The following is a 21696-nucleotide window of genomic DNA, read 5'->3' as shown; positions in this document are numbered from 1 at the left end:
CATTTTACCATATGTGTCTATAAATGTTTATTTCTATAAAAAAGAAAACCGCCCTGATCGACAGGGCGGCTGCAGAAACTCATATCGTGCGTTATTCGCCTGTATGAATCCAGACGCTTTTTACTTCTGTATAGTTATCCAGAGCGTATGAGCCCATTTCACGTCCGAGTCCCGACTGTTTGTAGCCGCCGAATGGGGATGCGGCGTCAAAGGCATTATAGCAGTTGACCCAAACGGTACCGGCTTGCAGACGGTCGGCGATATAGTGGGCGTTTTTCAAATTTTCCGTCCATACGCCAGCAGCAAGGCCGTATTCGCTGCGATTGGCCCGTTCGATGACTTCATCTACCGTTTCATAAGGGATCGCCGCCAAAACAGGACCGAAGATTTCTTCTTTTGCTATTGTCATCTCGTCTTCGACATTGGTGAATACAGTCGGAGAAACAAAGTATCCCTGCTCATAAGGGCATGTTCCGCCGGCTGCGATTTTCGCACCCTCCTGACGTCCTTTTTCAATATACGAGAGGACGCGTTCGTGCTGATCTTTGCTGACAAGCGGTCCCATTTGCGTGTCTTCATGAAGGCCCGCACCCTGGCGGAGCGACTTGGAATATGCGGCCATTTCATCGACGACTTTGTCATATTGGTCCTTATGGATGAACACGCGCGATCCCGCACAGCACACTTGGCCTTGATTGAACATAACGCCGGTTAGTGCGCCTGGAATCGCTTTCTTCAGATCGGCGTCAGGAAGGATGATATTCGGCGACTTTCCGCCGAGTTCAAGGGTCACCCGTTTAACCGATTTGGCCGCTTTCTCCATAATTTTTTTACCGATTTCCGTTGACCCTGTGAATGCCAGTTTGTCGACAAGGGCATGATCGGTCAGAGATTCTCCGGCCGTCTCACCGAAGCCAGGAATGATGTTGATGACGCCTTTCGGGAAGCCTGCTTCATCGATCAGTTCCGCCAAATACAGAGCGGAAAGCGGCGTTTGTTCCGCCGGTTTTAAGACAACCGTACATCCGGCTGCAAGAGCGGCTCCCATTTTCCACATGGCCATCAGAAGCGGGAAGTTCCAAGGGATAATTTGCCCGACAACTCCGACAGGCTCATGTCGTGTATAGTTAAAATAAGGTCCGTTAACAGGAATCGTCTGTCCGGTTATTTTCGTCGCCCAGCCGGCATAATAACGCATATGTTCAATTGACAGCGGAATATCGCCTGCGGTCGTTTCGCTGATCGGCTTCCCGTTATCCAGCGTTTCAAGCTGAGCCAGTTCCGTTTTGTGTTCCTCCATCAGATCGGCGAGTTTGTACATCAGCCGGCTTCTTTCGGCCGGGTTCATCGTCCGCCACTCACCGCGGTCAAAAGCTTCCCGCGCGGCTTTCACCGCTTTGTCCACATCCTCGGGACCTGCTTCATATAAGGTGGCGAGCGTTTCACCAGTCGCCGGGTTTGGGGTCTCAAACGTTTTGTTTGAGGCGCTGGCTACAAATTCCCCGTTAATATAGAGCTTCTTTGTTCCCTGCAAAAATGACTCCAGCTTTTTACTGACCTGCATTGTTAATGAACTCATGTTTGTCAAACAAACCTCCTTTGAAATTTTGGTCTGTCTTCGGGTGAGTTGTCTTGGTGCTGGTTTGTCTTTTGATTTGGTCATTGCGCGGATGAAAGAGGGATATATTTCTGATTTTGGAACTATACACCACCATTCTATAACAGGGAATGAATCCAAATCAATATCCATGCTCTTTAAAATCACTTTCGCCTCCAGATCGCATTGCATTTCGGCGAAAAAACGCTACAATGGAAACTATACACGTATGAAAAAGGAGACATCCGCATGATTCACGAAAAATGGCAGAACAATAACACCATTAAAAAAGTAAAGTGCATACATACCGATGCCAAAAAGTACATCGTCAACAGAGCGCTGACCGTAGGCAACGTATACGAGGTCAAAAACGAAACGGAAGAGTTTCTGTTTATCATCGATAATACAAACAAAGTCGGCGGCTATTACAAAGAGTACTTTGAAGAAGTAAAAGCCTGAATCAATTTGCACGGGTCATCAACAGCAATGAATGGGAGTTGAACATACACCCGCACGCATTCATAAAAAATCGGCTGACTGAATCAGTTGCTTGACCGAAGCAGAAGCAAGTGCCTGATATGTGCATATCAGGCATAATAGTCAGAAGAGAACCGCAGAGGAAGAACATCCTGCTGCGGTTTTTTGTTTTATCCGTTATCCACCTTTTGATTGGTAGCAAACGAAAAATAAGCTGAAAAAACTGATAAAAAGTTGAAACCTCCCGCGTCCGCCGGGCGTATTAATTGATAGTAAAAACAAACATATAGCGTTAAAGAAATGTAATCTGCTCGTAATTGTTTATAAATCAGGGTTATCGTATCCTTATTAGTAACTGACAAGTATACTTTGCCTTGTGCATAAACATAAATTGGATATACAGAAAGAGGGGTTTTGATTGGGCGTTTTTTCAGCAAGCAAGACAGCAGACGGCAAAAAATTTGAACCGCTGCTCATAGAAGGAGAAAAAATTGAATCGGTTTGCAGACTGAGGATAGATCAAATTTGTTTTACGAACAAGCGGATTATTTTTTTTGATAATAAACTGTTTTCCAAAAAGAAAGTCCGCGTCTTTCTGCCATACAGATCGATTGAAGGCTTTGCGATTAGAGAAGTCAGCATGTTCAATCCAGACAGTTCTCTTTCTCTGATGACCAGCAGCAAAATCTTTGACCTGGAATTTACGAAGGATACCGACATGCTTGAAATTCAAGCGCTGTTATCAAAATACTTATGTGCATAAACCGTAAAGGCTATTCACCGCTTGCCCGCGTCTGAACGGCCTTTTTATTTTGGAAAGGCGGGTTTTTCTCCCACGAAATCGGGAAAGGAAGAAGAAAGGAGGAGAATCAGCCATGCCATTAACACAAAAACAAAAAGACCATCTCTACCATAAATTAATTGACTTAAAACAAAGCCTTTCCCCTGCAGAAGGAACAGATCAGTCGATGGCGGAAGAAACGGGCGAGCTTTCAAACGGAGTTGACAATCATCAGGCTGACCATGCCAGCGTTTATTTTGAACGAATGAGAGAGCAGACCTTCCGGCAGACGGACAGAAATTTATTAAAAGAAGTGGAAGACGCCCTCAAGCGATTGGAAGACGGCACATACGGAATATGTGAAGCAACAGGTCAAGAAATACCATATGAGCGCCTCGAAGCCGTTCCATATGCAAGAAAAACCGCGGAGACTCAAGCTGAAACAGAAAAAAGAAATCAAGAGGGGGAAGGATATGACGAGCAATTTACACGGCAAATGAAGGATTTGACAAACAGAGAAACGATGGATCAAAAGCGTTCATATGCTTACGAACGTCTTGATGAGGAGCAGGATTCAAAATAAGCACCCGCAAAAACAGGGTGCTTTTTTCTATGGCTCTGTTTGTTAAAAGAGATGTCCTACAACTGTCGACGGGGAGTCAAGTACTCGACACAATAAAACATTTATCAGTTATCGGAGGTTTAATTGCAGCTATTGATATTCTAGAGAAAAATCCGGACATCCAGGAAAAGTTACACGAAAACGAAAAGTACTTAAGAGACGGCATTCAACAAATAGGTCTTAATGTATTACATAGTGAATCACCTATTATTCCAATTATTCTTCCAGATCGCGACACAACTTTACGTTTTGCAGACTCACTTCATCAAGAAGGTGTCTACGTTAACCCAATTCTCCTCTTCGCATACCTGTTTCTAAAGCTACTAAGACGAGCACATGAAATTCTTCCTCTGTGTGTGCTAGTAGATATGTTCTTAGCTTTTGGAAGTCCGTAATGGATAACGCTTTGTTTCGTTTCGATAACTCTTTCCCACGAGGTTTGACAAGTTCTGCGAAATCATTCGTGAGATAACCACGAGCGTAAGCGTCACGAAGTGCCATTTTGACTTTTATTAACAAGCTGCGAGTGGTACTGTGAGAACGCTTCTTTGCGTATTCATCAATTTTTCTTTGCACAGCAATGTCATTCATATCTTTTAACTGAATATTTCCGAATAACTTTCTAATAATCCCTGACGCTTCTAGGTATCTTTGAAACGTAGCTTTTTGTATATCATTTTTCTTCACAAGATATATCCAGTGTTAGTTGTTTAAAAGAATCTACATGCCTAAGTCAAATCTCTTTGTTTCTTCCATCAATCTGATATAAAAGTCTTTTTTTATCACCTTTTTTATCCAATTCCTTGATATGTCCGCCACAAAATTCCAGCACAGGACATCATTTCCCTTACCGTATCAACGGATTCCATACTATTATTCTCTATTTCCTACCTCCCTGTTAGATATGGAGAGGTAGAATGGTGTCGTTGCTACGCAACGACACGCACACCGCTTCCACTTGCTCGCTTTTGCTGCCGCTTGCGGAAGCGGTGTCACTTCGGCAGTTTTTCATAATTTCTCCATGCACTCACTTCCATTGTGAAAAATGAAGCACTATTTCTATTTATCTCGCTAACCGTTCGTATTCGGTATCTCGGCGCTTATCAATCGCTCTGGAATAGGCTTCCATCATGGCGATATATAGTAGATTGTTTTTACAATCATTAGTCTACATAACAGCTTTTACGGTCAATACTGCTCGCTGTTTTATCAACTACAATGTTTAGAGACTGCTTGTATGTCTCGCTTGAAACAAGTCATCTTAGGTTTCCATTCATGAATGTAGTAGTTTCAAACTTCTGTATTTAGTTGTATGGGAGTATTTTTAAATAATTCCTTTCAAAGACAGCTTATGAAGTGATTTTTCGCATGTAGAAAGGTTTTAGTATGGCTATTCTCACAAAATAAATATCACGATATGCAATGTTGTTTTTTAAAAAAATAGCTCTTCATACATCGCTCTTTCTCATTTTTATTTTCTCGCTTGCTAAGTTTCTGTCTATATCTTTGTTACGGTTAATATCATATTACGATTTGTATTGGAGTTGTAGGGGGGGTGCAAAATAAATCTTTATTTGTTCAATGTTATTATCGCATGATGTGTTGTGATATTGTGTAATATCCTTATCATATCAACTATTAGAGAGGGAGAAAAAAGTATCAAATTCTGCAATAAAATTCTTGCTGCAATAAAATTCTTGCGGACATATTGTCATAGGGGCATAATCGATGTTGAGTGAGAGACAGAACGCCGATAAAGTATAATATCTGGATATAAAACGAAGAAACAATTGCTTGATGGATTGTAGACATGAAAGCATTGAATATACACCTATCAAAATCTTTTACATTAGCAGAAAAATAAGGAGATTTACATATAATCATGTTTAATATGTAAATTTCTCTATTATGTTTATCAAAGATAAGGTAATAGTTTTTACGTACTGCGCCATAACTTAATCTATCTTTTTCCATTTTATTAATCTCATTACATATTCAGAAATAACCTTTTCCCTTGTATAATCGGTATAATGTGTCTGCTTTGAAATGAAAAAATATAGTGGCATCATGATCACAGATAGCGAGTCAATATTTTATTACTGGGGGTGTCTCATGGGAAGTAAGATGATAATTATAACAATAATCACAGTATTTATGTTGTTTGTTGGATTTAACACCTCAGCCTATGCATTGACAGAGGAAGAGTCTGTTGCAATCCAATCATTATTAGAAGATGCTAGGCGTATATCTGGCACACCGGGCATGTCAGTTTCAATACAATCAAGGGATGATACCTATTTCTTTTCATCCGGCTATGCAAACTCTGAGGAAGGGATTTTGACCAATGAAAACACCATATGGGAGTTAGCCTCCGTCAGCAAAGCTTTTACTGCTTTAGGAATTTTACTTTTGGAAGAGCAGGGATTTTTGTCTATGGACGATTCGGTTGTAGAGTATTTACCTTGGTTCTCATTGCGATATCAGGGACAGCCCGTTGACATGCAGAGTGTTACTTTGAATCATTTCCTTCATCATACTACAGGGTTAATCAATAGGTATCATACTCAGCATATCCCAGAGGGAAATACACCAGATATGTTGCAAAAGACCGTTGAAATGTTAATAGATGCCGAAGTGGTATTTCCTCCTGGCGAAAGATATGAATATGGGACGGTAAATTATGATGTGCTGGGCTTGGTGATAGAAACCGTATCGGGGCAAAGCTTTGAGGATTTTATGGAAGAACAAGTATTTCGACCACTGGGGTTGTATGAAACTTATGCGAATAGAGGTAAGGTACAAGCGACAGGTCAGTTGGCACAGGGCTATCGTTCCGCTTTTTTCATGACGCTGCCATATGATGCACCGGAATTTAGAGGAAACACACCTGCTGGGTATCTGTTTTCGTCCTCTCAAGACATAGCCCGTTGGATGGGAATTCAATTGGGAATTGTTGAAGATATTCCGGAAATCTTTCAAGGGCTGATTGCAAAATCACATGAGGGCAATAGGTCTGTTGCGGCTGTGGATGAACTGTACTATGGGGCGGGGTGGGTCGTGAATGCAGATCAGACATTCATCCAACACGCAGGTGGTAATCCAACGTTTGCAACAAATATATTCTTATTCCCAGAAGAACAGCTAGGTATCTCTCTATTATCCAATAGTGCCAGTACAAATATTGATATGTTATATAATATTAAGGATATTTTAGACGGAAACATCTCCCAAAGCTATCAAATGAGTTTGATGCAGATTTCCGATATCGCCCTATCTTCCGCTACAATTGCTCTAACATTACTAGCAATTCTATTTTTCTTTTTAGGGGTGCGTAGAAAGAAACAGAATAGGAAATTACCGTTAACGAAAAAGAGATTGATACTCATAGCTTTTTGGCTTGTGACTACAATTTTTATAGGTATCCTATGCCTAATCCTCCCCACAATATTTGGGGCTAGTTGGAGGTCATTTCTAGTTTGGCAAACGTATAGTTATCTAACCGCACTGATTGCGTTGTCTTTACTAAGTGCAAGTATCACTTGGTTTGTATATTGTTATCGATATAAATGTTCCTAATGAGATGTGCCATTGTAACCTAAACGAAAACTTTTTTATTTGCTTCGCAGCATATTCCTACCACGCATAAATATGCTACATAATATAATATTTTATGCTTGAACTTAAATAATGTTGTATTATCCGAACGAAAGTTCTTGCTGATATGAGCAATCGTTTGTTTTTTATCAAATATGAACAGGGCTTTTTTGATAGAAACATCTTTTGGCATCAAAATAAATGAGTTGACTTTCTATTTAAAAGAAAGTAACATACTATTTGTAAGTAAATATTGAAACGTTAGCACGGGAGGAAAATAGAATGTCTAAAGTATTGTTTGTTAAAGCTAATGACCGTACTGCTGAAGAAGCTGTATCTGTAAAACTTTATGATGCGTTTCTTAACAGCTATAAAGAAAATCATCCAAACGATGAAATTGTAGAGCTTGATCTTTACAAAGAAAACCCGCCGTACCTGGGCAGAAATGCTATTAACGGGACATTTAAAGCAGGAAAAGGCATGGAATTGAACGAGGAAGAAAAAGCAGCTGCAGCTGTAGCGGACCGTTACTTGGACGAATTCGTCAAAGCCGATAAAGTTGTTTTTGCTTTCCCATTGTGGAACTTTGCTGTTCCAGCTGTACTTCACACTTATGTGGACTACTTGTCCCGCGCAGGAGTGACGTTTACATACACTCCTGAAGGACCTAAAGGCCTGATGGGAGACAAGAAGGTTGCTCTGTTAAATGCCAGAGGCGGCTTCTATTCTGAAGGACCGATGGCTGCAATGGAAATGTCATTGAACTACATGAAAACCGTCATGGGCTTCTTCGGTGTTCAAGACCTGCATACCGTTGTCATCGAAGGACACAACGCTGTTCCTGACGACGCTCAAAAAATCATTGAAAACGGCTTAGCAGAAGCTAAAAAACTTGCAGCATCATTTTAATTGTGAAACCCTTGTTCCAAAAGCGGAACAAGGGTTTTTTATTTATGTCGGCTGCTTCATGCTTAATAAATAATAAACATAGTCAGTCGGCACACCCGCTTCACCCATTTGCCTCAGCATCGCTGAAATGTTGCCTCTGTGGTACGTGCCGTGATTGACCACGTGATGAAGGAGTTCGCTAACAGGCGTTTTGATTTCGCCGAATGCCGGATGTGCAATCGTGATTTCACCATCGGGGTCTTCAAGATTTTCAAAAAACGTTTCATATTGAAGCGCCGTGTCTTGAAAAATGGAGACGAAGTCATCAATCTTTTTTCCCTTTAACATTTCTTTCAGCCGCATGCCGGTTTCCTTTGCTTCCTCGTAAGCGGCTCCGGATATTACTTTCAGCCACAAGGCGTCGGCCACGCACATATGGGTAACGACCTCAGATACAGATTGAAAAACGCTTTGGATTTCCCGGGTGAACAGCTCTTCAGGCAGGCTTTTCAGGTGGCTGAGCACCCTTTGATTCGCCCAGTTGTGATAATCTAAATGCTTTAGTGCGCGATGTGTCATATTTTTAGCCCTCCTCACTTTTTTATTATCAATTCGTGAAAAAGATCGATATTCCTTTAAATGAGGAAAAAATACCTCGGGGCATAAAAAGTAAAAAACCTGCCGATCGGCAGGTTTTTGTGCTTAGTCTTCGTCCTGTTTTTTAGATGGGGTAACCGGGTAAAGTTCTTCCGATGCTTCACTTTGATACTGCAATGAGCCTGGCTTTTCCCGTTTTTCGTTTTCCGTTTCGCCCAAAACGTTGGCTTCCATATAGCGGTGGAAGAAATATTCGAACACTGTGACGCCGATTGCTGACACGATTGAAGCGGCAGCAAGCGAACCATACGGCGGATTATTTTGCATGGCGAGAATCGCCCAGATCAATACGAGGGAAAGGCCAAAGTCTCCCATTGTTGCAGTTGTATTGTTTGTTCTCGGCAGAAGAAGAAGATCTCCGATCAGATAGGAGATCACACCTAAAAACAATGTCAAAACAAACATTTCGCCAAATGGAACGCCAAAAAATAGAGTTAGCACCACATATAAGAGGACAAGGCTCACAATAAATTTTAAACACAATACTCTTACATGCTTCATTTCGTTTCCACACCTTTCAGCTTATTTTAAAGCATTCCTGTTTTGTTGCTGTTTATTGCTTTTGTTATCCTGCTGGAATGCGCTTTCTGTTTCGTGGTCGTTTTTCAGCTGCTCGAGGCTGCTGTTTTGAATGCCTTTCTTCTGCATGGTCTCACCACCTTTTTCACTATATTTTGGATTGTTTTTGATTTCTTATACATACCACGAAAAAAGCAAAAAAGAGGGTTATCCCTCTTCCTGAAAGCCTGTCATTTTTTTCTCAGTCCTGCCGCGTATGCAGGGCCCATCCCGGTTATTTTTGATAAAATGAGCGCCATATCATGCGGCGTCTCTTTCATGCCGTTTTCCAGCCATTGCTGCATGACGCTGATATGAGCGCCGGTTATATAGGAAATCAAGTAGTCCTCCGGTACGATCGGATCCGCCTTGATCGCTTTTTTCAGCCGTTTTAAATTGATGCTCAAAACCGATTTGAATTTCAAACGGAAGGAACCCGGGCCTTTCGGGCCTAAAATTGCCTTCATAAAAACCTCGTTTTCTCTTATATATTGAAAAATATCGACGACAAACGTTAGCGGATGATCAATCACATCCTGATTTAATATGTCCATTGAGTGAATCGAGCGTTTAGCAATGTTACTGATCTCTTGGATAATTTCCTCCTCGCTTTGTTCCAGCAAATCGTATTTATCTTCGTAATGCAAGTAAAACGTGCCGCGGTTAATATCGGCTTTCGTTGTAATGTCCGTGACGGATATCTCTTCAAACGTTTTATTTTTCATCAGTTCAGAAAGTGCGTCTCTAATCATTTTTTTCGTGCGCTTTACCCTGCGGTCTTTTTTTTGTCCAGTCATACAAATCCTCCTGAGGTCCATGAAAATCAACAATGTCCATGTTTGTGTTGAGAACTTAACATTTGCTGATTGATTGTTCATTGCATTCGCCTTTTGTGCAATTATAATAAACATGATGAATATTAATCAACACAGTGTTCAATATTTGTGTATGAAAAAGCATGCCTCATAAGACAAAGTGTGTTGAAAGTCCGGCCAGGGCAAAATCAATCGTCCAAAATGAGGCGTGGAATTTCAAAAAGCGGCTCTAAGGAGAGGATAGAATGGAGAAATATGTGCTGTATTTCAATGAAATCGATCAATTTGCTTTGCCCTATGTCGGCGGAAAGGGGGCGAACCTCGGGGAAATGACAAAAGCGGGTTTTCCCGTTCCCGAGGGGTTTTGCATATCAACTGCCGCCTATCGCGCGTTCATACAAACAAGCGGCATCATCGACAGCCTGCTCGACCAGCTTGGACAGCTCAAGCATGATGATCTGGAACAGATTCGGATTGCGGGGAAGCAGATTCGCGAGCATCTTGCCCAGATTCCCATACCTGACGAGATCAAATCGGCGATACTGGAAGGCGTTGATACGACCGGCAAAGATAAAGCCTATGCTGTCCGCTCCAGTGCTACGGCAGAAGACCTGCCGACAGCTTCATTTGCGGGGCAGCAGGATACCTTTTTGAATGTCTGCGGAAAAGATCAGCTTCTTGATGCGGTAAAACAATGCTGGTCCTCTCTGTTTACGGACAGGGCGATTTCCTACCGCGCGAAAAACGGTTTCGATCACCGCTCTGTTTTTCTTGCAGTTGTCGTGCAAGAGATGGTTTTTCCTGAGGTGTCCGGTATTATGTTCACTGCGGACCCGATCACGGGGCACCGCAAAACGGTTTCCATCGATGCCAGCTTCGGCTTGGGTGAAGCGTTGGTGTCCGGAATTGTGAGCGCTGATCTGTATCAGGTTCAGTCAGGTGAAATCGTCAAAAAACAACTTTCGAAGAAGGAATCGGCCATTTACTCCGTTCCAGAAGGAGGAACCATTCAGAAAACCCTCTCTCCGGAAGAACAACAAACACAGGCTTTGCCGGATCAAAAAATCGTCGAATTGGCAGAACTGGGGCGCAGAATCGAGGCTCACTACGGTAAGGAACAGGATATAGAATGGGCTTTTGCCGGCGGCAGCTTTTACATTCTTCAAAGCCGGCCGATCACATCCCTATACCCGGCCGTACACGTTTTTGATGATAAGCCGCATGTATTGATTAATTTTGGCTATATCCAAATGATGACCGATCCAATGAAACCATTGGGTGTATCGGTGATCAGCCAAGTTCTCCGATTTTTTAAAAAAGACCCTTCGGCACAGCCGATTCTTCGCGAAGCGGGAGGAAGAGTGTTCGCCGATATTACGGGTGTTCTTTCCCTCAGATTCGCCCGAAGCCGGCTGCTTAAAGTATTAAATGGTATGGATCAGCTGATGGCATCTGCTGTATCGGAGGCAGTCAAGCGCAAAGAACAACAGCTTAATTCCATTTCGATAAAAGGCATGTTTCATATTGCCGGGAGATTGATGCCGATTTTGATTCCGGCAGCATTAAAGGTTGTCGGAATCCTGCTGATGAAAAACCCCGATAAAGCCGAGAAAAAAGCGGAATTGATCATTGAAGCGATCGTGACGGACACCGAGGAGAAGCTTAGCCGGACTTCCGGTGCTGAGACGATCCGCGTCATCCAAAAAGGAATGGAAAGGATGTTCCAAGACGTGCTTTCAAAAGTCGCTGTATATGTCTTCAGCGGAATGATTGCAGCCGGAGCGCTCGAAAAAAAGCTGAAAAAAAAGCTGGGGGACGAAAAAAGCGCTATTTTACTGGGAAAATTGTATAAATCCCTGCCTCATAATGTCACAACGGAAATGGGTCTTGAGTTGGGGGATCTTTCCGATCAAGCGAGGAAGTATCCTGAAGTCATTGACTATTTCAAGCGTGCAGACAGCGAAAACTTTATGGAAGAATTGCTCAAAATCCCCGGCGGCGCCGAATTGAAGGCGAGTTTAGATGGTTATCTCAAAAAGTACGGGATGCGGTGCGTGGGAGAAATCGATATGACAAGGTCAAGATGGGCAGAGGCTCCGGTTCAGCTCGTTCCGTCCATACTCAGCCATATTCGGACGACTGCCCAAGGGGAACACAGGAGGAAATTTAAACAAGGCGAAATGGAAGCGGAAGAAGCAAAAAAGGAAATCATCTCTCAATTTCGTTTCACGGAAAAAAAGAGAATCTCCCGGCTCGTTCATATGTATCGAAGCCTGATGGGAATGCGGGAGCATCATAAATTTACACTTGTAAAATTGATGTTTTTATACAAAAAAGCCATTCTTAAAGAAGCCCGCCACCTCGTTGAAAAAGGAATCCTCAATTGTGAAGACGATGTTTTTTACTTGACGCTTGAAGAGCTTATCGCGCTATTGGAGAATCGCAGCATCGGGAATATTCCGGAATGGTTAACAGACAGAAAACGGCAGCATATGTCCAATCAAAAGCTCACATCCCCCCGTGTGATGACAAGTGAAGGGGAGATCATCACAGGGAGGCTGCGAAATGCAAAAAGTCCCGAAGGAGCTCTCACAGGGACACCGGTTTCTGCGGGCATCATTGAAGGGACCGCCAGAGTTGTGAAGAGCCCTGAAGACGCGAGGCTGAATCAAGGGGACATCTTAGTGGCGCCGTATACTGATCCGGGCTGGACTCCGCTTTTTACTTCAGCGGTTGGACTGATTACGGAGGTGGGCGGCATGATGACTCATGGTTCAGTAGTGGCAAGGGAATACGGCATTCCTGCGGTCGTCGGAATTGACAAAGCGACAGACATCATAGAAGACGGCGCCTACATCCGAATCGACGGAACAAACGGGTTTGTTCAAATATTGAACAGTGACGGCTCATGAGCGCTTATATTGATGTTTGATGCTTATACCTGATATAATAAAAACAGAACAAGAGTTCGGTTTGATTCTCAAGGTGAGCAAAGCGTTGAGAGCTTTCAATGAACAAAGCAGATTCATGAAAGAAGAAGCCAGTCAAACCAATGAAAATGAAGGAGAAATGGATGTCGCAAAATGGAATTGTTTTAGTAGCCAGTGTATCAATCTTACGGGATGATAAAGTCTTGATGATAAAAGAGAATAAGCCTACCGCCGTTCATAAGTGGAACTTTCCGGGTGGACGTATCGAATATGGAGAGGACATTCTCCATTCAGCTCGAAGAGAAGTTAAAGAGGAAACTGGATTGGACGTAAAACTGATTGCGGCTGCTGGTGTATATAATTTTATCAGCAGGACGAAGAATCAAGTTATTTTATTTCATTTTATTGGTGAAGTTACCGGAGGTTCTATCAAGCTCGAAGAAGATGAAATTTCAGACTGCAAGTGGATAAAAGTAAGTGACCTTGTAACATTTGAGAACGAAGACTTACGAGAACCAAATGTAATAAAGCAAATCATTGATAACCTATTAAAAGAGAATGTACACTCAATGAGTGTGTATAATGAGCAACTGATTCAATAGTTCTTATCCAGCTAACAGAGACGTTAGTTGAACAAGTATAGAGGAAACCCTAATCATAGGATTTCCTCTATTTTCATGCAATATCAACATTAAAATTCAACAGAGCCTAAATCAAAAAAGCCAGCCTCTTAAAAAGGCTGACGAAGTCGTTCTTACCAGCTTGCTTTTTTAACGCCGGGGATATGCCCTTTGTAAGCAAGCTCACGGAAGCAGATGCGGCACAATTTAAACTTCCGAATCACGGAATGCGGTCTGCCGCAGCGTTCACAGCGGGTGTACTCTCTGACTTTGAACTTTTGTTCCCGTTTTTGTTTGACAATCATTGAAGTCTTGGCCATCTTTTTACCTCCTTCATTTTAAATTCATCGATTTATATAAATAAAAATAGAATTTATTTCTGTAAACAATTTATTATAACATTTAAAATATCATTTGTAAATAAATTCAAAAGACTCGCTTTGCAGATAAAAAGCGAAAATGAATCTCATTGATTAAAGCAATTAAACGATCCCGTTTCTCCTTAAAAAGCGGCATATTCTATCAAAAAAGACCCACGCCCATCGATTGACTGATCTGCCATCCCTAAGATCGATGTGTCCGCTTTGCTCGATCTGATGATTTGGATTGAGCGGAAAATAACCGATTTGCATCATTACGAAGCAGCGGGAAATTTGTATACTGGCTTCAAAGAAAGGGGGGAAGGATAGAGAACAACGGTATTTAGATTTTTGTCTCATTGTCTGACACTCCACTATACAATGAAACGAAGGAAGAATCTAACACAGCAAGAAAGCGCTGCAGAATTTGACAGTCTTGTGATTCGACTCCAGCCAAAGAAACAAATCACTTCGATTCCGCAACACCAGCTCCCGCTCCAGATCAAGCTTGAAAACGAATCACGGAATGCAGGGCTGTTCATTTTCACATGAACCTCGATGTTCTAGGGATGACATTGCCGCTGTGTCCTTGAAAACGGCGCCGACGGCGGATATGGTAAACGCGTCAAATGTTATAAGCGGTAAAATCGGGAAAAGGTGTGCCGGCTGCACACCTTTTTTTCAGCGGCTACCTTTGGCTGACCGCTATTTTAAGCCCGATCAAAGCGAATAAAGACCCTTCCAGCAAATGAACTTTTTTGGCGGCTTGCGGACTTCTGCGCAGCCGGTCTCCGACTTTTTCCGCAAACAGGCTGATCATCACAAAGATCACAAACGCTTGAATTAAAAATAACATGCCGTAAACGAGCATTTGCGTTGTCACGCTGAAGGTGCCGGGATGAATAAATTGCGGAAGAAAGGCAAGGAAGAACAAAGAGACCTTCGGGTTTAATAGATTCATCACAACGCCTTTTTGGTATAAAGCTCTGCGGTTCAATGAATCTTTAGCTTCAAGATTGAAACCAGCACTTTTTCGCCGGAAAGACTGGTAAGCTAAAAACAACAGATAGGCTGCACCTGCATATTTCACGATCGAGAAGGCGACAGCTGATTGATAGATCGCAGCAGAAATACCTGCTGCAGCAGCTGTGATATGGACGACTAACCCTGTGCATAGCCCGCATGCGGTTGCTGTACCTGCCGATTTTCCCTTTGAGATGCTCTGTGCCAAAACGAACAAGTTGTCAGGGCCCGGCATAAGTGTAAGCAGTACAGCCGCACCTAAAAAAGAAACGATCGATATCACATCCATCTGTCCAACTCCATTTTCATTAGTATTTTTTTATTATACTATCAGAGAAACTCTTTTTTGAGTGAAAAGGCGGGGAAAATGGACGGTTTTTTAGTTTCTTGTATTAGTACAAGTTTGTGCTAATCAACATATTTTGATAATGAAGAATGAAACTCAAGGAAGGGAGAAGTGCTTATGTCTTACTGCAAACCGCGCGTTCTGCCGCCAGTTGTGCATCCTACCAGGTACTGTGAGGATCACAGATACTCTAAAACGATCGTTCCTCACATCCATCCGCAGCATATTAAAAAAGTGGATCATCAGAAATACGAGCATGTTCACTATTATCCGCATTCTTATTCAAACTATAAGCCGGTTTATCATGATCACTCTTACTGCGGTAAACCTTGTAATCGCTACGAAAAATACTAACCTTTCCGGAAGAAAAAGTTCTTCTCATGAAAAAAAGGCCGTAAGAAGCGTCCTAATGGTGCTTCTGCGGCCTTTTTTTCATTTAGTTCCTGCAACCTTGCAAAGTCCCCTGCAAAACAGCTCGGCCGGCCTTTTTCGTCTTCGAATTGAAAGGACGCACTTCGACTCGGGTATTCACAGTCAGCTCTGACGATATTTCGTCAAATTTGCCCGCCCAAAGACTTCCGCCAAACCAGCTTGGCGCGTCTTCCCGGACGAGATGCATGGTGAAGCGCCAGCTGATCTGGTCCGGTATCCGGGCCATTCCTTCATATTGATCATAATCTCCAAATGAAGCAGGGGCCGGAAGCCAATCGGCGTAGATGCCGACGCTTCGCCGTTCCCTGACTGGACTGTCAGGTGCTTCGGTATACGGTTTTTTCACTTTTGCAATTAAAGCCGTTCCACGGGCATTGGGAATATCCTGGGCTGGATGAAGAACGACGCTGCATGGATAAGGTATTGGTGCGGCAGGCTGCGCTTGGATCGCCGCCGCAGGCAGCATGAGGACAAGCGACAGCGCAAGACTTCCCAAGCGTTTCATCATTGAACCACCTCCGTATCTTGAAATAGTCTAACCAGTCACACCTTTTCAAATTCTTCACCTTCAGCCGCCAGGACATTCACCTATTGACATTTTGGGAGTACCTTATGGTAAAAGACACCATGATTGGGGGCGACGGCATGGGATACTTTGTTCAGGCAGAATCAGGCGTTAACCTGTACGTAGAAGACATTAATCCTCAAAGCCGCAAAACAATTGTATTTTTGCACGGCTGGCCATTAAGCCATCTGCAGTTTGAATATCAATTTGACGATCTTTCACAAAAGGGATACCGCTGTATCGGCATTGACTGGCGGGGATTCGGGCGTTCGGATAAGCCGGCGACGGGCTACAATTACAACCGTTTGGCTGACGATATCCGCGCTGTCGTTGAGACGCTTCAACTAAACCGCTTCACGCTTGCCGGTCATTCAACCGGCGGCGCCATAGCACTTCGCTATATGTCGCGATACAGGGGTTCCGGGGTCTCAAAGCTGGTTTTGATCGATGCAGCGGCACCTGTGGGATTTACAGAAGAGACGGCAGCCAAATTGCTTCAGCAAGCGTCTCACGATCGTCCTAAGATGATGCGTGAAGTGACCGACACATTTTTCTTTCAATATATTACACAACCGTTCTCGGACTGGTTTTTTCAATTGGGATTGCAGGCGGCGGGCTGGTCAACAAAAGCGGTCATCGACATGCTGAGAGATGAGAAACTGTATGATGATCTTGGAAAAGTCGCTGCTCCGACCTTGATCATTCACGGTGTTCAAGACAAGGTGATTCCGTTTGCACAAGCAAAGGGACTCAACCGCAAAATAAGAAATTCATATCTTGTTCCGTTTCAATACAGCGGACACGGTCCGTTCTGGGAGGAACGTGAAATGTTCAACCGTATTTTAACGCAGTTTATCGGTTGATTCTATACCGAGGAGCTGCCGCCACATAATGTTCAAAAAGCAGAAAGGAATATTTTGGATAACGTGTTATGATGATAATCACCGAGACTGCTTCTACAGTTTGTAGCGTAAAAATACCCGAATAATTTTGCACTCCAGGGAAGAGAAGAATCGCAATTTTTACTAGGGTGAATCTCCGTTTTGCGCAGAAGCAGAAGGAAGCATGACGTTTCTTGAGGGGGAATGGAATTTAATGAAGTCAATTCAAGCAATCACCGTTCATTCAAAGCAATATATTGTAGGTGAGCCATGCCATCCGCCAGGATTTAAAGACGAAGCGACCGTTATGAAAATTACAGAAAAAAACAAGTTCTATGGATTAATCAGAGGCTTTGTTGTTCATTTCGATACAAAAACAGAGCTGCATATTCATACAGAGCCCGTCAAGGTATATTGGAGATGAAGGACTTTAAGCGAACATTTAAAGTATTCGTTTAGTGTGTTTTTTAACTCCGGAAGCAAGGGGTATTCAACCGGCGGATGCTTCAGGGTAATCAAGCAGATTTTCCAAACACGATCTTCAGAAAATGAACGGGCAAAAATAGGGACAAAGTATAGGTACTTATGCAGTCAGACTTTAGCTTTTCAGCATAATGTACTAGTGAATCTATAAAATGAAAGGAGCGTGTACACATGTACTGCAAAAAACATCATGAGCCGCATGTTTACCCTACGAAATATTGTGAGGATCATAAGTATTCAAAGTCTGTCGTTCCTCATATTCATCCGCAGCATACTAAAAAAATTGACCACCACAAATATGAACATGTTCATTACTATCCGCACACTTATTCACATCATAAAGACGTTTCGCATGAACACTATCATTGCGGAAAACCTTGCAAAGGCTATGAAAAAAAGTCGGACTATGGCCATTGCTATTAATAAAAGCTTGATTATACCATATTTTGATCGCAGTTAAATATACGTTCACTCATTTCACAGACCATAGCTTTTTTATGGTCTGTTTCCATTTGGGAGGTAGTAACCGTATATCGTGATTGCGAGCAGTATGAAAGCAGAATTTACGATAAATACACAACGCATCATTGCAATTTAAACAACCGCTGTTTCCTGCAATTCACCTTTCTTTTTTTCTAACGTGATCGTGTACTGCATCTCTTCCATCTAGCTCAGAAGGCGGATTTTCAAGTCGCACAATACATATTAATATCATTTATACCTTTTTTATTTTAAAATGGTACATATAGGATGCTGTTTTTTCTAGTTGGCTGGGAAGAAAGGAGAACCGTTATGAAAAAAACACTTTTTCAAAATGCAACGATTGTAACTCTTGATCCGCAGCTTCATACGATCGAAAAAGGGGACATGCTGATTGAAGGCTCCTTCATTCTAGACGTTGCCGAGTCGATTGCACCGGGAGACGCTGAGATTGTTGATGCCTCCAACATGCTGATCATGCCTGGATTTGTCGATACACACCGCCACGTATGGGAATCTGTGATCCGCGGAATCGGAGCCGACTGGTCCCTGCAAACCTATTTAAACCGGATTTATTATGGCAATTATGGATCAATGAGAAGGCCTGAGGATGATTGGGTCGCGAACTATTTAGGAGCGCTTGAGGCGCTTGAGGCAGGGGTCACAACTTTGCTGGACTGGACGATGATTGAATCGCCTGATCATACGGACCAGCTGATTGCGGGACTGAAAGACGCCGGCATTCGCGCAGTATTCGCTTTCGGAACATCCGGTGATGCCGAATATTGGGACAGAGACAGTGATCTTTCGAATATGGACGAAGCGAAACGGGTAAAAAAAGCATATTTTCAATCGAAGGATCAGCTTTTGACGATGGGGCTTGCCATTCGCGGTCCGGAGTTTTCTTCATGGAAGACATCTGTGTTTGAAATCGAAACGGCCCGGGAACTTGATGCCTTATGCAGCATGCATATTGCGTTTGGCAACTGGGGAGCGAAAGATCGTTCGATTGAGAAGCTGAATCAAGCCGGGCTGCTCGGTCCCGATTTAAATATGGTGCATGCCAATGCGATGAGTGAAGAAGAAATGAAAATGCTTGCGGCTCACGGAAGCTCGATTTCTGTGACACCAGAAATTGAGATGATGATGGGGCACGGCTATCCTGTTACAGGGCTCGCCCTAAAAAACAGGGTTCTTACTGCACTTGGGGTTGATGTTGTGACATCGACGGGAGGTGACCTTTTCGCACAGATGAAATTTGCCCTTCAAGCAGAGCGTGCAAAGCGCAATGAAGAGCTGTTGAAAGAAGGGATCATGCCTGGTCCCGAATTGAGCATATCGGCCGAACAAATCTTGAAAGCAGCGACCATTGACGGGGCGAGGGCATTAAGGCTCGATCATAAAATCGGCTCGCTTTCCCCCGGCAAAGATGCTGACTTTATCATGGTGAAAACGGACAGCGTCAATTTGCTCCCTTTGACTGATGCGGTGGGGGCCATCGTCCAAAGCGCGCACACCGGAAATGTAGATTCCGTATATGTCGCAGGAAAAGCAGTGAAACGAAACGGTCGATTGGTTGATGCAGATCTTGAAAAGGTGAGACAAAAAGCGCTGGAAGCTAGAGACCATATCTTATCCCGATCCCCTGAAGGCGCCTATTGATCTTTCCTTTGAAATTCAGTGATAAACTTACCTTGCTTGACTTCAGAAGGCCGCTCTTTGGGAATTGTTTCTGTTTGAAGACCAGCTTTTTGGTTTAGTTTTCAGAGAAGAGTATGTATGGAAAAGGTTATGATGATGTTATAACCTTTTCCTGTCGCTTATAAGTTTTGATTAGAAGGGGATATAATTCACGCCATTAAGCATTTCTCTCCACAGATGATCATTAGACTGCCAAATTTCACGATCTGGAAGTGTAACCGCGCATATTCTTTTTAATGGCCAATTCTGCTCGACAATTCCTTTAACTTTTGAGTGATTGATAAGGAGTACCCTGAAGTCGTTTTGTACTAAATCCGATAATACGGACTCCAGTTCTTGAGCCTCCTTGTAGGTTCCGTTAGTTCTGACAAAAAGGATCCGATTAGCGGTTGACATCTTTTCATAAAATCTGTTGATTCTTCTATTGAATTTTTCCATCACTTCATTGTATGTGGCAAGATGTTCGAGTGTATTTTTATCTGCTTTAAAATCATGAGCTGAATCGACATGATAATAATCATCTGTTAAAGAGATATAACGGTCAGTAGTATAAACACCTGTTGAGTAGCCTGTTACCCTTAGATTTTGGGGTGCCATAAAATTTGAAAAGCGATTCTTTAAAAGACGGTTCAGTTCGGTCAGGGAAGAGGTGCCGACCCAGTCTAAAGGACCTGCATACGGCCTTAAATTGTTTTTCCTAAGCTGAAGAGCAGTTAAACAGAGGTGGCCTAATCCGAAAATGGCATTATAGTCTCCTTTTATATCATTCAAATTCATAATCTTAACTCCTTTTGTGGATTAATTTCCAACAATCTATTTAGTATTCTATGTTTTATAAAAGGGTTGAGTAACAACAGTTGCCTACATTGAGGTCTCGGAACAGGAGAGTTTAAAGAATGGGGCGGAAACATAAATAAAAAACAACGTAAAAGTTGTTTTTTAAAGGGAATTTTTTATCTGTAATAAAAGGATGTCTATAACAGAGTCATTCAAATTCTTTAGAATAGCTGAAATGTCTAAAACCAGCCTTCTTGTTTGTTCGTTATCAAGGATTAAATCTTTATGATGGGAAATAATAGATTCCAAAACAACGGCAAGTTCGACACCATTGTCAATATTTGCTATCAATGAGCTTTCTTTTATTTTTGTCAGAAGCCAATTTAAATCATCCAAACCTTCAATAGGGTAGTAATGAATCTGATACAGATCGGCTGCCGAATTTTCAGTCAGAATCTGTTCCGCTTTTTCTTTTGTGATGGCATCTTCCGAATAGACATAGGGAATATCTGCATTCCCAGAATGTATGCCTCCCGTATGTCCGCAGCGGTCATCGTCAATGGAGTCATCTGTATAAAGTTTAGAGAGAAATTCTCCAAATGAGCCGGCTAATCTAAAATCTTCTTCAAATTCTGAGTCAAAATAGTGAACGGGCGGATTTTCTTTCGTCTCCCTGTAGTCAAGCGCTATCCACGTATGGCCGTCTCCATGAATAAGGACCAGGTTGTCAGGCAGTCCCCATTCTTTAATAAAGGCTTTACTCTCGAGAATTCCATCCTTTTTCCCTATGCCTAATAAGTAGTCAAACTGGACATGATCTTTAGCCCAGGAGGTGGGCCGTTCAGAAGGGAAGGCGTTAAAATTGATATAGCCACCATTTTGTTCAAGAATAAGCGCTTTATATTCCTCCGGAAGTCTCACACCTAACTTTTTTTCAGCTTTCAGAATGCCTCTCTCTGATATGCTTTTTAAAGTGTACGGATCTTCGTCTTCGTATATCCAAAAGTTTTTCAAATGATTCCCCCACATTCGTTTATATCAGTATCTATCATGCAAAATGCTGCTCGGGCCTTTATGCTTGTATTGCCTTCCTGCAGTCTTTTATAACGG

At 42.6% G+C, this 21696-nt stretch carries 24 protein-coding genes; 13 read left to right on the top strand and 11 right to left on the bottom strand.

What is annotated here, in order from left to right; genetic code table 11:
- Positions 1 to 91: 91 nt before the first annotated feature.
- Entirely contained in the window at positions 92 to 1579 is a 1488-nt protein-coding gene (locus tag CP943_RS11685) for an aldehyde dehydrogenase family protein (RefSeq protein WP_041817449.1), read from the bottom strand.
- A 267-nt stretch (positions 1580 to 1846) separates the two neighbouring features.
- Here CP943_RS11685 and CP943_RS11680 point away from each other — a divergent pair, with 267 nt between their 5' ends.
- The 4 genes from CP943_RS11680 (at position 1847) to CP943_RS22690 (ending at position 3872) form a co-directional block, all read left to right on the top strand.
- Positions 1847 to 2056, top strand: coding sequence for a DUF6501 family protein (locus CP943_RS11680; RefSeq protein WP_020451809.1), 210 nt, complete (start codon positions 1847 to 1849; stop codon positions 2054 to 2056).
- A gap of 436 nt (positions 2057 to 2492) precedes the next feature.
- On the top strand, positions 2493 to 2837 hold the full coding sequence (locus CP943_RS11675) for a PH domain-containing protein (RefSeq protein ID WP_020451808.1): 345 nt from the start codon (positions 2493 to 2495) through the stop codon (positions 2835 to 2837).
- 112 nt (positions 2838 to 2949) lie between these two features.
- A complete protein-coding gene (locus CP943_RS11670) occupies positions 2950 to 3438 on the top strand; it encodes a TraR/DksA family transcriptional regulator (protein WP_020451807.1) in 489 nt (162 codons plus the stop codon).
- A 29-nt stretch (positions 3439 to 3467) separates the two neighbouring features.
- Entirely contained in the window at positions 3468 to 3872 is a 405-nt protein-coding gene (locus CP943_RS22690) for an aminotransferase class I/II-fold pyridoxal phosphate-dependent enzyme (RefSeq protein ID WP_043054340.1), read from the top strand.
- On the opposite strand, the gene CP943_RS11660 is transcribed toward CP943_RS22690, so the two are convergent.
- The gene (locus tag CP943_RS11660; protein ID WP_020451805.1) at positions 3760 to 4164 is read right to left on the bottom strand and encodes an integrase; all 405 of its coding nucleotides are present in this window, start codon (positions 4162 to 4164) and stop codon (positions 3760 to 3762) included. The two genes, CP943_RS22690 and CP943_RS11660, sit on opposite strands and share 113 nt — an antisense overlap.
- A 1425-nt stretch (positions 4165 to 5589) precedes the next feature.
- Here CP943_RS11660 and CP943_RS11655 point away from each other — a divergent pair.
- Positions 5590 to 7053 carry a serine hydrolase gene (locus tag CP943_RS11655; RefSeq protein ID WP_025811298.1) on the top strand — a complete coding sequence of 488 codons (1464 nt, stop codon included), beginning with the start codon at positions 5590 to 5592 and terminating at the stop codon, positions 7051 to 7053.
- 300 nt (positions 7054 to 7353) lie between these two features.
- The gene (locus CP943_RS11645; RefSeq protein ID WP_020451803.1) at positions 7354 to 7980 is read left to right on the top strand and encodes an FMN-dependent NADH-azoreductase; all 627 of its coding nucleotides are present in this window, start codon (positions 7354 to 7356) and stop codon (positions 7978 to 7980) included.
- A gap of 42 nt (positions 7981 to 8022) precedes the next feature.
- Here CP943_RS11645 and CP943_RS11640 read toward each other — a convergent pair whose 3' ends face one another.
- From CP943_RS11640 to CP943_RS11625, 4 genes are all read right to left on the bottom strand, one after another.
- Positions 8023 to 8538, bottom strand: coding sequence for a DinB family protein (locus CP943_RS11640; protein WP_020451802.1), 516 nt, complete (start codon positions 8536 to 8538; stop codon positions 8023 to 8025).
- Positions 8539 to 8661: 123 nt separating this feature from the next.
- Entirely contained in the window at positions 8662 to 9117 is a 456-nt protein-coding gene (locus CP943_RS11635; protein ID WP_105981019.1) for a YndM family protein, read from the bottom strand.
- 21 nt (positions 9118 to 9138) lie between these two features.
- Positions 9139 to 9264: a hypothetical protein gene (locus tag CP943_RS11630; RefSeq protein ID WP_020451800.1), complete on the bottom strand. Its 126-nt coding sequence runs from the start codon at positions 9262 to 9264 to the stop codon at positions 9139 to 9141.
- Between the two features lie 101 nt (positions 9265 to 9365).
- Positions 9366 to 9971 (bottom strand): TetR/AcrR family transcriptional regulator, encoded by a 606-nt coding sequence (locus tag CP943_RS11625; RefSeq protein ID WP_026579558.1) that lies wholly within the window; start codon positions 9969 to 9971, stop codon positions 9366 to 9368.
- Positions 9972 to 10234: 263 nt separating this feature from the next.
- Here CP943_RS11625 and CP943_RS11620 point away from each other — a divergent pair, with 263 nt between their 5' ends.
- Both CP943_RS11620 and CP943_RS11615 read left to right on the top strand, forming a co-directional pair.
- The gene (locus tag CP943_RS11620) at positions 10235 to 12901 is read left to right on the top strand and encodes a phosphoenolpyruvate synthase (protein ID WP_105981018.1); all 2667 of its coding nucleotides are present in this window, start codon (positions 10235 to 10237) and stop codon (positions 12899 to 12901) included.
- Positions 12902 to 13062: 161 nt separating this feature from the next.
- Positions 13063 to 13521 (top strand): NUDIX hydrolase, encoded by a 459-nt coding sequence (locus CP943_RS11615; protein ID WP_023857340.1) that lies wholly within the window; start codon positions 13063 to 13065, stop codon positions 13519 to 13521.
- A 152-nt stretch (positions 13522 to 13673) separates the two neighbouring features.
- On the opposite strand, the gene CP943_RS11610 is transcribed toward CP943_RS11615, so the two are convergent.
- Positions 13674 to 13859 (bottom strand): type Z 30S ribosomal protein S14, encoded by a 186-nt coding sequence (locus CP943_RS11610; protein ID WP_003182651.1) that lies wholly within the window; start codon positions 13857 to 13859, stop codon positions 13674 to 13676.
- Positions 13860 to 14586: 727 nt separating this feature from the next.
- Entirely contained in the window at positions 14587 to 15210 is a 624-nt protein-coding gene (locus CP943_RS11600) for a LysE family translocator (RefSeq protein WP_020451796.1), read from the bottom strand.
- Between the two features lie 174 nt (positions 15211 to 15384).
- On the opposite strand from CP943_RS11600, the gene CP943_RS11595 reads away from it, so the two are divergent.
- Positions 15385 to 15621: a CotD family spore coat protein gene (locus tag CP943_RS11595; protein WP_023857337.1), complete on the top strand. Its 237-nt coding sequence runs from the start codon at positions 15385 to 15387 to the stop codon at positions 15619 to 15621.
- An 82-nt stretch (positions 15622 to 15703) separates the two neighbouring features.
- Here CP943_RS11595 and CP943_RS11590 read toward each other — a convergent pair whose 3' ends face one another.
- Complete coding sequence (locus tag CP943_RS11590; protein WP_031305168.1) at positions 15704 to 16207, bottom strand: YoqH family protein; 504 nt, start codon at positions 16205 to 16207, stop codon at positions 15704 to 15706.
- A 137-nt stretch (positions 16208 to 16344) separates the two neighbouring features.
- Here CP943_RS11590 and CP943_RS11585 point away from each other — a divergent pair, with 137 nt between their 5' ends.
- The 4 genes from CP943_RS11585 to CP943_RS11570 all read left to right on the top strand — a co-directional run bounded on the left by CP943_RS11585 (position 16345) and on the right by CP943_RS11570 (position 19770).
- Positions 16345 to 17127 (top strand): alpha/beta fold hydrolase, encoded by a 783-nt coding sequence (locus tag CP943_RS11585; protein ID WP_105981365.1) that lies wholly within the window; start codon positions 16345 to 16347, stop codon positions 17125 to 17127.
- A 232-nt stretch (positions 17128 to 17359) separates the two neighbouring features.
- Positions 17360 to 17569: a hypothetical protein gene (locus tag CP943_RS11580; RefSeq protein WP_020451793.1), complete on the top strand. Its 210-nt coding sequence runs from the start codon at positions 17360 to 17362 to the stop codon at positions 17567 to 17569.
- Positions 17570 to 17799: 230 nt separating this feature from the next.
- Positions 17800 to 18051, top strand: coding sequence for a CotD family spore coat protein (locus tag CP943_RS11575; RefSeq protein WP_020451792.1), 252 nt, complete (start codon positions 17800 to 17802; stop codon positions 18049 to 18051).
- A gap of 369 nt (positions 18052 to 18420) precedes the next feature.
- Complete coding sequence (locus CP943_RS11570) at positions 18421 to 19770, top strand: amidohydrolase family protein (protein WP_103749488.1); 1350 nt, start codon at positions 18421 to 18423, stop codon at positions 19768 to 19770.
- A gap of 171 nt (positions 19771 to 19941) precedes the next feature.
- Here CP943_RS11570 and CP943_RS11565 read toward each other — a convergent pair whose 3' ends face one another.
- Positions 19942 to 20586 carry a DUF1796 family putative cysteine peptidase gene (locus tag CP943_RS11565; protein WP_020451790.1) on the bottom strand — a complete coding sequence of 215 codons (645 nt, stop codon included), beginning with the start codon at positions 20584 to 20586 and terminating at the stop codon, positions 19942 to 19944.
- 162 nt (positions 20587 to 20748) lie between these two features.
- Positions 20749 to 21600, bottom strand: a complete 852-nt coding sequence (locus CP943_RS11560) for an SMI1/KNR4 family protein (protein ID WP_105981017.1) — start codon at positions 21598 to 21600, stop codon at positions 20749 to 20751.
- Between the last annotated feature and the right edge of the window lie 96 nt (positions 21601 to 21696).

Origin of the sequence: Bacillus paralicheniformis (genome assembly GCF_002993925.1) — a bacterium.
Taxonomy (GTDB): Bacteria; Bacillota; Bacilli; order Bacillales; family Bacillaceae; genus Bacillus; species Bacillus paralicheniformis.
The sequence above is the reverse complement of the archived record's forward strand: the minus strand, read 5'-3'. Positions and strand labels throughout refer to the sequence as shown.

Bases quoted from the DNA above. Each gene is read 5' to 3' on its own strand.
- CP943_RS11685 (WP_041817449.1), bottom strand. From the start codon at position 1,579: ATGAGTTCATTAACAATGCAGGTCAGTAAAAAGCTGGAGTCATTTTTG.
- CP943_RS11680 (WP_020451809.1), top strand. From the start codon at position 1,847: ATGATTCACGAAAAATGGCAGAACAATAACACCATTAAAAAAGTAAAG.
- CP943_RS11670 (WP_020451807.1), top strand. From the start codon at position 2,950: ATGCCATTAACACAAAAACAAAAAGACCATCTCTACCATAAATTAATT.
- CP943_RS22690 (WP_043054340.1), top strand. From the start codon at position 3,468: ATGGCTCTGTTTGTTAAAAGAGATGTCCTACAACTGTCGACGGGGAGT.
- CP943_RS11655 (WP_025811298.1), top strand. From the start codon at position 5,590: ATGGGAAGTAAGATGATAATTATAACAATAATCACAGTATTTATGTTG.
- CP943_RS11645 (WP_020451803.1), top strand. From the start codon at position 7,354: ATGTCTAAAGTATTGTTTGTTAAAGCTAATGACCGTACTGCTGAAGAA.
- CP943_RS11640 (WP_020451802.1), bottom strand. From the start codon at position 8,538: ATGACACATCGCGCACTAAAGCATTTAGATTATCACAACTGGGCGAAT.
- CP943_RS11635 (WP_105981019.1), bottom strand. From the start codon at position 9,117: ATGAAGCATGTAAGAGTATTGTGTTTAAAATTTATTGTGAGCCTTGTC.
- CP943_RS11630 (WP_020451800.1), bottom strand. From the start codon at position 9,264: ATGCAGAAGAAAGGCATTCAAAACAGCAGCCTCGAGCAGCTGAAAAAC.
- CP943_RS11625 (WP_026579558.1), bottom strand. From the start codon at position 9,971: ATGACTGGACAAAAAAAAGACCGCAGGGTAAAGCGCACGAAAAAAATG.
- CP943_RS11620 (WP_105981018.1), top strand. From the start codon at position 10,235: ATGGAGAAATATGTGCTGTATTTCAATGAAATCGATCAATTTGCTTTG.
- CP943_RS11615 (WP_023857340.1), top strand. From the start codon at position 13,063: ATGTCGCAAAATGGAATTGTTTTAGTAGCCAGTGTATCAATCTTACGG.
- CP943_RS11610 (WP_003182651.1), bottom strand. From the start codon at position 13,859: ATGGCCAAGACTTCAATGATTGTCAAACAAAAACGGGAACAAAAGTTC.
- CP943_RS11600 (WP_020451796.1), bottom strand. From the start codon at position 15,210: ATGGATGTGATATCGATCGTTTCTTTTTTAGGTGCGGCTGTACTGCTT.
- CP943_RS11595 (WP_023857337.1), top strand. From the start codon at position 15,385: ATGTCTTACTGCAAACCGCGCGTTCTGCCGCCAGTTGTGCATCCTACC.
- CP943_RS11590 (WP_031305168.1), bottom strand. From the start codon at position 16,207: ATGATGAAACGCTTGGGAAGTCTTGCGCTGTCGCTTGTCCTCATGCTG.
- CP943_RS11585 (WP_105981365.1), top strand. From the start codon at position 16,345: ATGGGATACTTTGTTCAGGCAGAATCAGGCGTTAACCTGTACGTAGAA.
- CP943_RS11580 (WP_020451793.1), top strand. From the start codon at position 17,360: ATGAAGTCAATTCAAGCAATCACCGTTCATTCAAAGCAATATATTGTA.
- CP943_RS11575 (WP_020451792.1), top strand. From the start codon at position 17,800: ATGTACTGCAAAAAACATCATGAGCCGCATGTTTACCCTACGAAATAT.
- CP943_RS11570 (WP_103749488.1), top strand. From the start codon at position 18,421: ATGAAAAAAACACTTTTTCAAAATGCAACGATTGTAACTCTTGATCCG.
- CP943_RS11565 (WP_020451790.1), bottom strand. From the start codon at position 20,586: ATGAATTTGAATGATATAAAAGGAGACTATAATGCCATTTTCGGATTA.